Below are 12,855 nucleotides of genomic sequence, written 5' to 3'. Positions count from 1 at the left end.
GCCGGGGTCGGACCCTCAGGGTCCGACCCCGGTATTTTGACGCCGTTGGGTTAATGCTTGTTTGTCAGGCCGCCTGCGGCAGCGCCGACCCCAGCTTTTCCAGCAGATGATCGCACTGGAAGACGGACAGGGTCTGGCGCTGTTCCGCCGTGCCGATGTCGATCATCTCATCCATTTCGCTGCGCAGGTCGTCGTGCGTGCCCGTGCGGATGATCTGCGGCGCCGCGAAGCGCTGGCTGTCGGAAATCGTCATGATGTTGTCGACATGGTCGACGAGGAAACCGTAGCGCTCCGCCCCCCGTTCCACGATCAGGATCTTGCCGGCGCCCGTGTTCGCCAGCGGCGGCATGGCGTACAACTGGCGCAAGTCGATGATGCTGATCATTTGCTGGCGCAGGTTCAGCATGCCGCGCATGCAGGACGGCATGCCCGGCGGCGTCGTGATGGCGCCGCTGAAATCGATGATCTCGCGCACTTGGCCGATTTCCACGGCGAACTGCGTTTCCACCGTAAACGTGATGTACACGCGGCGCTGCGCCTTGTGCGTGCCGGCCGCCGTTTCCGTCTCGGCCGGATACAGCCGCTTGTGGCCGTCGCGCATCTCGACGATTTCGCCCTGCGACAGGATCTGCTGGTGGTCGAGGAAAATGATGTCGCCCAGGCCTTCCTTGGTGATGCAGCCGGCAAACATGGCCGCCCGCGCCTTGCTCAGCAGGGGAATCGGCAGCACCTCGTCGCCAAAGAAATGCACGATGCTGTCGACGGAATCGACGAGAAAGCCGATCGTCGTATCCTCGAGCCGCACGACGATGATGCGCTGCTCCGGCGTGGCCGCCTTGCCGGGCTCGGCCGCCTGCAGCAGGGCGGCGAAATCGACGACGGCCACCTGGCTGCCGCGAAAATGCATGCGTCCCAGGCACAGCTCGCTGTTCAGGATGGAGCTGTGCAGTTCCGGTACCTTGATGATTTCCTGGATGGCCAGCATTTCGAAGGCAAACGTGGCGCCGGCCGCGTGGAAGCTGACGCACTGGCGCCGGTCGGTTTGCGCGTGGTAGCGGGCCGTGCCGAGCTTGGCGCCGCTGGCCTGCAGGGCCAGCACGTGGGGCACGTTCTCGATGCGCAGCAGGGCGTGCGGGTCGAGAATTTGCAGCAGGCGCGCGCCGCCATCCAGCAGGATGGTGCCGGCGATCACGGCATGGCTGTCGCCGGCCGCGTAGTGCAGGGCGCTGCGCCGGGAGGCGGGCACGCGCAGGATCTCGCCCGTGTCCTGGAAAACGATGCCGACCAGCACTTGCTGGAAATCCAGGATGGCGATCTTGTCCGTGTCCACGGCGCGGGGCGCGTCGGCGCGGAACAATCGACCCAGGTTGACGACGGGTATGACGCTGCCGCGCAAGGTGAACATGCCTTCCAGATACGCCGGCGCCAGGGGCAGGGCGGTCACTTTCGCGGGATAATTCACCACTTCGCGGATGCAGCTGGCGGGCAGGGCGAATTCATCGTCGCCCAGATAGAAGGAACCGAACAGTTCCGTGGCGGCATCGCCTTCCGCCTGGCTGTGCAAGCCTGTCGCTTCATGCATGTGCATACGCGCCTTCCTTGCCTGCAGGTAAAACAACGGCGTGTGCCACGACATCCGTGACGGCGTAGCTGAGGTGGGCGCAATCGATCAGCAACTGGCGTCCATGGCGCCCGCCCAGCGCGCAGAAGCTCACGCGCAAGCCGCACTGGTCCAGATATTTTTGCGCCGCTTCCGCGTTTTGCCGGCCCACCTGCAAGCGTCCATTGCGGGGGCCGAACATGCTGGCGCCGCCCGCCAGCACTACGTCGATGTCCGCGTAGTCGGCCTGGCGCACGCCCATCAGGCGCAGCAGCGACGGCACGGCCTGGCTCACATAACGCGCCCCCAGGCCGCTGTCGGCGCCCGGCGCTTCCGGCAGCAAGCAGTGGGCCAGGCCGCAGCAATGGCCTTTTTTCCAGATGAAGCCGATGCCGATGCACGAACCGAGCAGCGCCTGCAATTGCTCGCCGTGCGTGCCCACGCTGAGCTGCCCCATGCCCACCAGATGCAGCGGCGGCGCATCATCGATCGCCAGTGTTCCCTTCATGCCACCCCCGCTTTATAAATCATGGGAAACTCGAATTGATAGCCCGTGCCGAGGCGGGCGATGGTTTCCGATTCGCCCAGGATCAGCCGGCCCTCGTCCTTCAGGCTCAGCCTTGCCTGGCGCAGCACCGTTTCCTGGTGCTCGGCATCGAAATAGATCAGCACATTGCGCAAAAATACCAGGTCGAACTGCTGCGCCGGCCGCAGCGCTTCGAGCAGGTTGTGCTGGGAAAAGCTGACGTGCTGGCGCAGTTCCTCGTTGACCTTGACGCCGTACGGCGACGGCGTGAAGTATTTGCGCAGCAAGTCCGGATGCGACAGGCGGATGCGCTCGACGGAGCGGCCGCTGTACTGGCCGGCCCGCGCCGCGCCGAGGATCTGCTGCGAAATGTCGCTGGCCAGGATCTGGTAGCGGAACGCGGGCGATTGCAAACGGAACTGCTCGCACAGCATGGCGATCGAATACAGCTCCTCGCCGCTGGCGGCCGCCGCCGACCAGATCTTCAGGCAGCCGCCCGGATGGGCGCGGGCCCAGGCGGGCAGGTAGCGGTCGCGGAAGTAATCCCAGATCTGCGGCGTGCGGAAGAACAGCGTGTCATTCGTCGTCACCAGATCGATGAAATGGACCACCTCGTCGCGGTCGCTGGCCACCCGGTCCAGGTAGGCCTGATAGCTGTGCAGGGACAGCGCCTGCAGCCGGGGCTGCAGGCGGCGTTCCAGCAGGACGCTCTTGCGCGCGGTCATGGCGATGCCCGTATGCTGGCGCACCAGCGCGATCAGGGTGGTCAGCACCTCGGGCGTCAGGGTGGCCGCGTGGCTCATGGCCTACACCACGAAGCCGGAGACAGTCTGGTTCAGGCTGCCCGCGCGGTCGTTCAGGCTATCCGTCGAGCGGGCGATGCTGTCGCAGTTGGCGGCCGATTTCTCCGTTTCCTCGGCGATGTACTGGATCGCCGTCGACACTTCGCGCGCCGTCAGCAGCTGCTCGTTGGCCGCTTTCGAGATATCCGAGATGGCCAGCGTGGTTTTCGCCACGCCCGAGACGATCTTGTCGAAGGCATCGCTGGCCTGGCGCGAGATTTCGCTGCCCGTGGAGACGCGCTTGACGGACTCGTTGATCAGCTTGGAAATTTCCTTGGTCGCCTGCGACGAGCGTTCGGCCAGCTTGCGCACTTCGTCGGCGACGACGGAAAAGCCCAGGCCGTGCTCGCCCGCGCGCGCCGCCTCGATGGCCGCGTTGAACGCCAGCATGTTGGTCTGGTTGGCGATCTCGCTGATAACCTTGACGATTTCGCCGATGTCTTCCGACGAGCGGTTGATCAGGTCCATCGCCTCGATCGACTTGGCGACGGCGCGCGCGCCCGCCTCCGCTTCCTGCTGCGTGGCTTTCGCCAGGTAGTCCGCGTTCGAGGTGTTCTCGGCGATGGAATTGATGGAAAACGTCAGGCCGTCGATGGAGGCGTTCATTTCCTCCACCGTGGCGCCCAGCGCCTGCGTGCCCACGGCCACGCCCGTGGCCCGCTCGGCGATGGCGTGCGAGGCGTCGGCAAAGCCGTTCGCCGCCGCCACCACGTCGCCGATCACGCCGCGCAGGTCGACGATCATCTTGCTGATGCCGCCGGCCAGCAGGTCGATCGGCTCGTCGCCTTCGGGCACGATATCGCAGGTCAGGTCGCCCTGCGCCGCGCGCGCCACGCAGGCCAGCAGCGCCTCGACCTTGCGGCTGTCGTTGGCCGCCTTGGCGTGGATGCTGTTCTCCATGTTCACCTGATCCGTGATGTCGATGGCGAACTTGACCACTTTGTACGGCTTGCCGTTCAGGTCGAGGATGGGGTTGTAGGTGGCCTGTATCCACACCACCTTGCCATGGTTGCCCAGGCGCTTGTAGCGGCCCGCGTCGAATTCGCCGCGGTTCAGCTTTTGCCAGAACTTCTTGTACTCGGCGCTGCTGGCGTAGTCCGCTTCGCAGAACATGCGGTGGTGTTCGCCCTGGATGTCGCTCAAGTCATAGCCCATGACGGCGAGGAAATTGTCGTTCGCATCGAGCACATTGCCCTGCATGTCGAATTCGATCACGGCCTGCGCCTTGCCGATGGCGCTGACCTTGCCCTCGTATTCGGCATTGCGCTTTTTCAGCGCCGTGACGTCGTTGGCGAACTTGACCACCTTGAAGGGGCGGCCTTCCGCGTCAAAGATCGGGTTGTACGAGGCGTTGAGCCAGATTTCGCGGCCGTCCTTCTTCACGCGCTTGTACTCGCCCGCGTCGAATTCACCCTTGCCCAGCTTTTGCCAGAAGCGCGCATAGTCCTCGCTCTTGGCATACTCGGGTTCGCAAAACATGCGGTGGTGCCTGCCTTCGATCTCTTCCAGCGTGTAGCCGGTGGCTTTGAGGAAGTTGTCGTTGGCGCCGATGATGGTGCCGTCGAGCTTGAACTCGATCACGGCCTGCGTCTTGCCGATCGCATCGATCTTGCCTTCGTAATCGGCGTTGCGGCGCTTGCTGGCCGTGATGTCGGTGGCGAACTTGATGACTTTATACGGCTTGCCGTCCGCGTCGAGGATGGGATTGTAGGAAGCATTGATCCACACTTCGCGGCCATCCTTGGCGCGGCGCTTGTATTCGCCCTGGTCGAATTCGCCGCGCGCCAGCTTGGCCCAGAAGTCGCGGTACTCGGCCGTCTTGACAAACTCGGGGTCGCAGAACATGGCGTGGTGCTTGCCTTGCACGTCGGCCAGGGAATAGCCGACGACGCGCAGGAAATTGTCATTCGCATGCAGGATGGTGCCGTCGAGTTCGAATTCGATCACGGCCTGGACACGGTTGAGCGCAGTATTGATCGCTTGTAAGTCCAGATCCTGGGAGAGGCTGACATGGCTGGCTGCGTCCATAAAATTTCCTTCAGTGTGGGTCGAAGAATGGGTGGCGCTAGTACGGCATGAGAATATAAGACGCTTTAATAAGTTGATTCAGCACGGTTATGCATCTGGCGCAAAGTGATAATCGGTGAGAATTTGTCCGATAAGGTGTCAGATATGGTGTCCGATAAAGGCAGGCGATATCCGGCGACCGCTGACGCCTTATATTAAATCAATTGCAGAGTATTGATTTGAATCAATAATTTTATTATTCCCCAGCGTCTGGAGAAAAACAAGGGGCATGCATAAATAATGCGGAAACTGTCGCTATTGGCCCGTGCGCGGATATGCGGGCACATAATCCGAAGAATAAAACGGTGTTTTTCTTATTGCGGTTTTATTATCTGCCTGAATATCCATGTGATAGCTGCTGGCCCCCCGCAACGCCGAGCGCGGCCATCGGCAGCGGGCGATGTTGTACCATGACGGCCGATGCGGGCGCCTGGCGCGCCACGACAAAAATAATACGAGCGTTCTTTTATGCGGTATAGTGAAGCTTCATCCCTTGCAACCACCTCATACGTTGAGCAAAACCAATAAGGAAGAGACATGAGCGCTGAATATCAAGTGAACGGTGCCGTTGCCGTCATTACCCTCGCCAATCCACCCGTCAACGGCCTGGGCCTGGCGACGCGCACGGCCGCCGTGGCCGGCATCCGCCAGGCGCTGGCCGACGCGGCCGTCAAGGCCATCGTCATCACGGGCGCCGGCAAGGCTTTTTCCGGCGGCGCCGATATCAAGGAATTCAATTCGCCCAAGGCGCTCACGGAGCCGACCCTGCACACCCTGATCAACGTCGTCGAACAGTCGACCAAGCCGGTGGTGGCGGCCATCCACAGCGTCTGCATGGGCGGCGGCCTGGAGCTGGCGCTGGGCTGCAACTACCGCGTGGCCGCGCCCGGTGCGCAGATGGCCTTGCCGGAAGTCAAACTCGGCATCTTGCCGGGCGCGGGCGGCACGCAGCGCCTGCCGCGCGTACTGGGCCTGGAAATGGCCCTCAACATGATCGTCTCGGGCACGCCTGTGGCGTCGGAAAAGCTGGCCGGCACGGCCCTGTTCGATGAAGTCACCGCGCCCGGCGCCGACCTGCTGGCCGCCGCCGTGGCCTTTGCCACCAAAGTGGCGGACGTGCGTCCGCTGCCGAAAGTGCGCGAGCGCAAGGTCGATTATCCGAACCACGAAGCGTTCCTGCAGTTTTCGCGCAATACGGTCAAAGCCATGTCCGGCCCGTTCCCCGCGCCCCTGAAATGCGTGGACGCCGTGGCGGCCGCCGTGACGATGACATTCGATGAGGGCTTGAAGTACGAGCGCGAACTGTTCATGCAGCTGGTGCAGTCGCCGGAATCGAAAGCCCTGCGCCACGCCTTCTTTGCCGAACGGATCGCCGGCAAGGTGCCGGACGTGCCGGCCGACACGCCCGTGCGCACGGTCAGGCAGGCGGCGATCGTGGGCGCCGGCACCATGGGCGGCGGCATCGCCATGAACTTCGCCAACGCGGGCATCCCCGTGATCCTGCTGGAAACGAAGCAGGAAGCGCTGGACAAGGGCCTGGCCACGATCCGCAGGAATTACGAAAACACGGTGAAGAAGGGCAAGCTGACGCAGGACAAGGCGGAGCAGCGCATCGCCCTCGTCAGCGGCACGTTGGCGTATGCCGACATCGCGCAGGCCGACATCGTCATCGAAGCCGTGTTCGAGGAACTGGGCGTGAAGGAAGCCGTGTTCAAGCAGCTCGACGCCGTGATGAAGCCGGGCGCCATCCTCGCCTCGAACACGTCCACGCTGGACCTGGACAAGATCGCCGCGTTCACCCAGCGTCCGCAGGACGTGATCGGCACGCATTTCTTCAGCCCCGCCAATGTGATGAAATTGCTGGAAATCGTCCGTGGCAAGGAAACGGGCAAGGACGTGCTGGCCACGGCGCTGGCGCTGTCGAAAAAGCTGAAGAAAACCGGTGTCGTCTCGGGCGTGTGCGACGGCTTCATCGGCAACCGCATGATCGAGCAGTACAGCCGCCAAGCCGGTTTCCTGCTGGAAGAAGGCTGCCTGCCGGAACAGGTCGACAAGGCCGTGGAGAAATTCGGTTTCGCCATGGGCCCGTTCCGCATGGCCGACCTGGCCGGCAACGACATCGGCTGGGCCATCCGCAAGCGCCGCTATGTGGAAAAACCGGACGTCACGTATTCGAAGACGGCCGACCTGCTGTGCGAACTGGGGCGCTTCGGCCAGAAGACGGGCGCCGGCTGGTATGACTACAAGGCGGGCGACCGCAAGGCGTATGCTTCAGAGCAAGTCAACGCCATGATTGTTCAGCACTCGGCCGACATCGGCGTGGCGCGGCGCAAGATCAGCGACCAGGAAATCGTCGAGCGCCTCGTGTATGCGCTGGTCAACGAGGGCGCGCGCATCCTGGAAGAAGGCATCGCCCTGCGCGCCTCGGACATCGACATGGTGTATTTGACGGGCTACGGCTTCCCATTGTTCCGTGGCGGCCCGATGTTCTACGCCGATAGCGTCGGCTTGCCGAATGTGCTCGACAGCATCAATGGCTACGCCAAAGGCCGCCATGGCGAAGCATGGACGCCGGCGCCGCTGCTGGTGAAGCTGGCGGGCGAGGGCAAGGGTTTCAATAGCTAAGAAACCCGACGGCAGAGACCGGGGTCGGACCCTCAGGATCCGACCCCGGCTGCCGGGGTTACATGCCAGCGATATTTATTATTTCTTCTTCACCACCATCTTGACCGCCTCGTTGACGATGACGGGGTTGTCTTTCTGGATGTAGTAGCCGGCGCCCGTGATGCGCTCGATGGCCGGTGCGCCGCTCAGGCGTTGCCAATCCTTTTCCTGCGCCCGCACCACGCTTTCAAACGACCCCGTTTCCTCGATGCCGAACTTGTCGCGCACCAGCAGCATGGCGGGCACGCGCAGCGGGCTGGCCATGTCGACATGCTGCAGGCACTGGGTCTGGGCATCGAATTCGGCCGATTCCGTACTGTTGAACATGAGTTTGCGCCGCGTCTTCACGAGCATGGCGTAGGCGGACGCGTCCGTCTGCATGCGGCTCCATTGCTGCGGGTGCGTGGGGTCGAGCAGGATCAGGCCGGCCACGTCCTGCGGGTACAGCTTCGCATACACGTACTGGTACAAGCCGCCCAAGCCGTGGCCGACCAGCACGAACGGCGGTTTCAGCCCCGCCTGCGCCAGCAGGGCGCGCTGCTGGGCCGCGATGGTGCAGGGATCGCGCGGCGTGGTGGTCTTCTTGCTGTCGCCGTAGCCGGGGCGGTCGTACGCGAGCACGCGGTGCTGCCTGGCGACTTCGGGCATCACCTTGGCCCACACATCCTTGCCGTCGCCCATGGCCGACTGGAACACCACGGGCAAGCCGCCTTGTCCGCTCAGGGTATAGGCGATGCTGGCATCGGGCAGGGCGGCCGTGGCCGGGATGCCTGGCGTGGCCGGGGACGTGGGCAGCAAAGAGCAGCCGGACAGCAGCAAGCCGACACTGCCCAGGAATAGAGTGCGCGCGGGGCGGCCGACGAATAGATGATGCATGAATCTCCTTCTTGGTGCGGGAACCGGGGACCGGCATGGCGTGCCAGCCATTATAGGCACATCAGGGAAAAGTGAAAATGCTGAACAGGACGCGGTATCCCCGCCTGTCAGCCGGCGTTCGCGCGGTGGCAGACGGCTTCGATGCGGTTGCCGTCCGGATCGAACAGGAAGGCGGCGTAATAGCTGGCGTGATAGTGGCGCAGGCCGGGGGCGCCCAGGTCGAAGCCGCCATGGGCCAGGCCCGCCTGCCAGAAGGCTTCCACGGCCGCGCGCGTGTTCGCCTTGAAGCAGCAGTGGCGGCGCGGCGCGTCATCGGGCGCGGGGCCCAGGCGCACGGAAAAATAGCTGCGTTCGGGATGCTCCGCATCGCTGCGTTCGCCGTAGCCGATCCAGGCATTGGCATGGTCGCTGCCCACCTTGGGGACTTCCAGCGCGGCGAAGATGGCGTCATAGAAGCGTTCCGCGCGTGCCAGGTCGGCAACGGTGAGGGAAACGAGATCGAGCATGGACACTCCACTGTAATCAAGGACGGCCATAGCATAGCCCGGATCGGGGCGGCTGTGGGCATTCCGGGCGTGAAGTGACCGAGTGACGCTGCCGGCGGCAAACCGGCGGTTAAGCGGGCATCAGCTGGCGCAGGAGCAGCTGGTCGTGGCGGCGCACACGCGGCAGGCCGGCGCTGCGGCGGGACGGGCCAGTTTCGCCACGATGGCGCGGCTGATCAGCTGCACGCGCGGTGCGAACAGCATCACGGCAACGAAGGCCACGGGCCAGGCGGCAAAGAAGGCATGGCGCCAGCGCGGCAGGAAATCGGCCTGCAGGCCGATATTGAGCCAGGTGACCCAGGCGCTCATCAGCAAGGTCATCACGAGCGACATCAGGAAGGCAAACACGCAGCGCAGGCGCAGGGCATCGGACATGGGGCGCTTTCAAATAAGTTGGAAAGAAGACAGCGTAACGACTTGCGCCAATCTATACTAGAGGCATATTTTTAATTTCAAATTCCGAAAATGCAATCATGGAGGGCGATGCATGCTCGATGACTTAGCTTTGTTTGTTGCCATCGTGGAGGCGGGCAGCCTGCATGCGGCGGCCGTGAAGGAAGACTTGCCCGCCGCGACCGTCACGCGCCGGCTGCAAAAGCTGGAAAGCCAGCTGGGCTACCGCTTGCTGAACCGCAGCGCGCGCCGTTTGCAGCCGACGGCGGAAGGCTGGCAATACTATGAGCAATGCCGGGGTCTCGTGCACGCCCTGCGCCAGGCCACGCGGCAGCTCGACGCCAGCCTGGGGGCCGTGTCCGGCACCATCCGCGTGCTGGCGCCCGTGAATTTCGCCAGCGGCCTGCTGACGCCCGCCTGGGTCAGCTTCATGCAGCAGTATCCGGATATCCGCCTGGAGCTGGAACTGTCGAACCTGCTGCAAGACCTGGTGGGCAGCGGCGCCGACCTGGCCATCCGCGTGGGCGCGCTCGATGATTCCTCGCTGATGCAGCGGCGCCTGGGCAGCGCCTCGCTGGTGATGGTGGCCGCGCCCGGCTACCTGGCGCGCGCCGGCGTGCCGCGCGACTTGCAGGAACTGGAACGGCACGAATTGATCGTCGCCGAGCCGCTGCGCAGCTGGCGCCTGCGCCGGCCCGGCGATGGCGCCGAGATGGTGATCCAGCCGCAGGCGCGCCTGCGCGTCAATGAGATGCGCCTGGCCGTGGAGATGGCGGACGCCGGCATCGGCATCTTGCTGTGTCCGCTATTGCAGTGCCGCGACGAGGTGGCGCGCGGCTCGCTCGTGCGCGTGCTGCCCGACTGGATGCCGCAGCCGCGCCATGTGTATGCCGTGTGGACGCAGCGGCGCTACCTGCCGGCGCGCGTGCGCGTGTTGCTGGAGCACCTGGCGGCATTCGCGGAAGGCAATCCCCTGCTGAACGAGGAAAGGGGGGAGCCGGGCACGCTGGCGCCGCCCGCTGTTCCCATCCTTTCCATCAAGTAATAACCGAGCGCTTGTACTTTGCGCCGTGATCGCGTTAAGATAAGCCGCTCGCTTATCAAGTGGGCAATCTGGTGTTTTTTTCGCGCAATTCCGTCCCTATCCATGAGAGTAGCAATGAAATATCTGATCGTTCCCTTTCTGTTGACCATTACCGGCTGCGAGGTACTGTATGACGCGAACCGGGACAAGATCGGCGAGTACTGCAACAGCTTGAATAATTTCGACGACCGCAATGCCTGCCGCAAGCGCAACCAGACCAGCTATCAGGAATACGTGCAGCACCGCGACAGACAGCAACAGGGCGCCAGCGGCAAGTAAGCTTGCACGCCGCCGCGCCATGAAAAACGCCGCTGACATGTCAGCGGCGTTTTGTTTTGCAGGCCCCGGCAGCGCGGCCGGGGCGGGGTGACGCTCAGTCGTCGGCGTAGATATTGTTGTCCTTGGTTTCGCCGACAAACAGGGTGCCGATCACCACAGTCGCCAGGGCGACGACGATCGGATACCACAGGCCGTAATAGATGTCGCCCTTGAAGGCCACCAGCGCGAAGGCCGTGGTGGGCAGCAGGCCGCCGAACCAGCCGTTACCGATATGGTAGGGCAGGGACATCGACGTGTAGCGGATGCGGGTCGGGAACATTTCCACCAGCATGGCGGCGATCGGGCCGTACACCATGGTCACGTACAGCACCAGGATGAACAGCAGCAAGACGACCATCGGCTTGTTGATCTGTTCCGGATCGGCCTTGGCCGGGTAGCCCGCTTCCTTGATGCCGGCGCCCAGTTCCTTCTTCAGCGCCGCTTCGTGGGCCTTGCTTTCCGCATCGAAGTTCAAGCCGTCGGCCGTCATGACGGCGTTGAACGAGGAAAACTCCTTCGTGCCGATGCGTACCTTGGCGATGGAGCCGGCCGGTGCGTCTTCCTTCGTGTAGTTGACCGAGCTGTTCGACAGGAAGCCGGTGGCGATGTCGCACGACGACGGGAATTTCTTCGTGCCCGTCATGTTGAACTGGAAGTGGCACGAGGCGGGATCGGCCACCACCACCACTGGCGAGTTCTTCAGTGCTGCTTCCAGCTGCGGATTGGCGAAGTGCGTCAGGCCGTTGAAGATCGGGAAGTAGGTCAGGGCGGCGATCAGGCAGCCGCCGAGGATGATGTACTTGCGGCCGATGCGGTCGGACAGGCTGCCGAAGAACAGGAAGAACGGCGTGGCCAGCAGCAGGGCGATGGCGACCAGCACGTTGGCCGTTGCCAGGTCCACTTTCAGGGTCTGGATCATGAAGAACAGGGCGTAGAACTGGCCCGTGTACCAGACGACGGCCTGGCCGGCGGTCAGGCCGATCAGGGCCAGGATGACGATCTTCAGGTTTTTCCACTTGCCGAACGCTTCCGTCAGCGGGGCTTTCGACGTCTTGCCTTCGGCCTTCATCTTGGCGAATGCCGGCGATTCATTCATGGCCATGCGGATCCAGACGGAAATACCCAGCAGCACCACGGAGAGCAGGAACGGCACGCGCCAGCCCCACGCCTCGAACGCCTGCTCGCCCGTCGCCAGGCGGGTGCCCAGGATGACCATCAGCGAGAGGAAGAAGCCCAGCGTGGCCGTGGTCTGTATCCATGCCGTGAACGCGCCGCGCTTGCCTTCCGGCGCATGTTCCGCCACGTAGGTGGCCGCGCCGCCGTATTCGCCGCCCAGCGCCAGGCCTTGCAGGATGCGCAGGATGACGAGGATGATCGGCGCGGCGATGCCGATCGAGGCATGGCCCGGCAGCAGGCCGACGATGAAGGTGGAGCCGCCCATGATGATGATGGTCACCAGGAAGGTGTACTTGCGGCCGATCATGTCGCCCAGGCGGCCGAAGACCAGCGCGCCGAACGGACGCACGATGAAGCCGGCGGCAAACGCCAGCAGCGCGAAAATGAAGGTGGTGGTGGGGTCGCCGATGAAGAATTGCTTGGCGATGATGGATGCCAGCGAACCGTACAGGTAAAAATCGTACCATTCAAAGACAGTGCCTAGCGAGGACGCGAAGATGACCTTGCGTTCCTCAGGCGTAATCGGAGTTCCCTTGGTGGAAATTTTCCGTACGTCGGCCGAGCCGGATGGTGTTGCCATGGTTTGTCTCCCTATATTTATAGTGAACTGGTGCCGAGGTCTTTTTTGACCATTCTTGCAACAGCTGGAGGCGAGTGTGTTCTCCGAACCTTACGTCATGCTTGCTTGAAACTTACATCAAACTTACAGTGAGCGGCATTTCCCGCCGGCGGAAAGTGCGCGCAACTTTGCGAACGACCGTACT

At 63.2% G+C, this 12,855-nt stretch carries 11 protein-coding genes; 3 read left to right on the top strand and 8 right to left on the bottom strand.

Going from position 1 to position 12,855, the window contains the following annotated elements; translation table 11 throughout:
• Window positions 1-64 precede the first annotated feature (64 nt).
• The 4 genes from BM193_RS11050 to BM193_RS11035 are packed head-to-tail and all read right to left on the bottom strand — an operon-like array spanning window position 65 to window position 4,996.
• A complete protein-coding gene (locus tag BM193_RS11050; protein WP_254786055.1) occupies window positions 65-1,588 on the bottom strand; it encodes a chemotaxis protein CheW in 1,524 nt (507 codons plus the stop codon).
• Complete coding sequence (locus BM193_RS11045) at window positions 1,575-2,108, bottom strand: chemotaxis protein CheD (protein ID WP_092797776.1); 534 nt, start codon at window positions 2,106-2,108, stop codon at window positions 1,575-1,577. Before BM193_RS11045 ends, BM193_RS11050 begins: the two co-directional genes overlap by 14 nt.
• On the bottom strand, window positions 2,105-2,929 hold the full coding sequence (locus BM193_RS11040) for a CheR family methyltransferase (protein WP_092797775.1): 825 nt from the start codon (window positions 2,927-2,929) through the stop codon (window positions 2,105-2,107). The genes BM193_RS11045 and BM193_RS11040 overlap by 4 nt, the downstream gene beginning before the upstream one ends.
• 3 nt (window positions 2,930-2,932) lie before the next feature.
• A complete protein-coding gene (locus BM193_RS11035) occupies window positions 2,933-4,996 on the bottom strand; it encodes a methyl-accepting chemotaxis protein (protein WP_092797774.1) in 2,064 nt (687 codons plus the stop codon).
• 576 nt (window positions 4,997-5,572) lie between these two features.
• Between BM193_RS11035 and BM193_RS11030 the strand changes: the two genes are divergently transcribed.
• Window positions 5,573-7,660, top strand: coding sequence for a 3-hydroxyacyl-CoA dehydrogenase NAD-binding domain-containing protein (locus tag BM193_RS11030; protein ID WP_092797773.1), 2,088 nt, complete (start codon window positions 5,573-5,575; stop codon window positions 7,658-7,660).
• Window positions 7,661-7,738: 78 nt separating this feature from the next.
• On the opposite strand, the gene BM193_RS11025 is transcribed toward BM193_RS11030, so the two are convergent.
• From BM193_RS11025 to BM193_RS11015, 3 genes are all read right to left on the bottom strand, one after another.
• Window positions 7,739-8,575 carry an alpha/beta fold hydrolase gene (locus tag BM193_RS11025; protein WP_175533238.1) on the bottom strand — a complete coding sequence of 279 codons (837 nt, stop codon included), beginning with the start codon at window positions 8,573-8,575 and terminating at the stop codon, window positions 7,739-7,741.
• Window positions 8,576-8,682: 107 nt separating this feature from the next.
• Complete coding sequence (locus BM193_RS11020; protein ID WP_092797771.1) at window positions 8,683-9,081, bottom strand: VOC family protein; 399 nt, start codon at window positions 9,079-9,081, stop codon at window positions 8,683-8,685.
• A 120-nt stretch (window positions 9,082-9,201) separates the two neighbouring features.
• The gene (locus BM193_RS11015; protein ID WP_092797770.1) at window positions 9,202-9,495 is read right to left on the bottom strand and encodes a DUF2798 domain-containing protein; all 294 of its coding nucleotides are present in this window, start codon (window positions 9,493-9,495) and stop codon (window positions 9,202-9,204) included.
• A 112-nt stretch (window positions 9,496-9,607) separates the two neighbouring features.
• On the opposite strand from BM193_RS11015, the gene BM193_RS11010 reads away from it, so the two are divergent.
• Window positions 9,608-10,558 (top strand): LysR family transcriptional regulator, encoded by a 951-nt coding sequence (locus tag BM193_RS11010; RefSeq protein ID WP_092797769.1) that lies wholly within the window; start codon window positions 9,608-9,610, stop codon window positions 10,556-10,558.
• A gap of 114 nt (window positions 10,559-10,672) precedes the next feature.
• Window positions 10,673-10,876 (top strand): hypothetical protein, encoded by a 204-nt coding sequence (locus tag BM193_RS11005; RefSeq protein WP_092797768.1) that lies wholly within the window; start codon window positions 10,673-10,675, stop codon window positions 10,874-10,876.
• 94 nt (window positions 10,877-10,970) lie between these two features.
• On the opposite strand, the gene BM193_RS11000 is transcribed toward BM193_RS11005, so the two are convergent.
• Window positions 10,971-12,671 carry an MFS transporter gene (locus BM193_RS11000; RefSeq protein WP_092797767.1) on the bottom strand — a complete coding sequence of 567 codons (1,701 nt, stop codon included), beginning with the start codon at window positions 12,669-12,671 and terminating at the stop codon, window positions 10,971-10,973.
• Between the last annotated feature and the right edge of the window lie 184 nt (window positions 12,672-12,855).

This window comes from Janthinobacterium sp. 344, assembly GCF_900112025.1.
In the GTDB taxonomy this organism is placed as follows: domain Bacteria; phylum Pseudomonadota; class Gammaproteobacteria; order Burkholderiales; family Burkholderiaceae_D; genus Janthinobacterium.
This window is presented reverse-complemented; position numbering and strand designations above follow the sequence as displayed.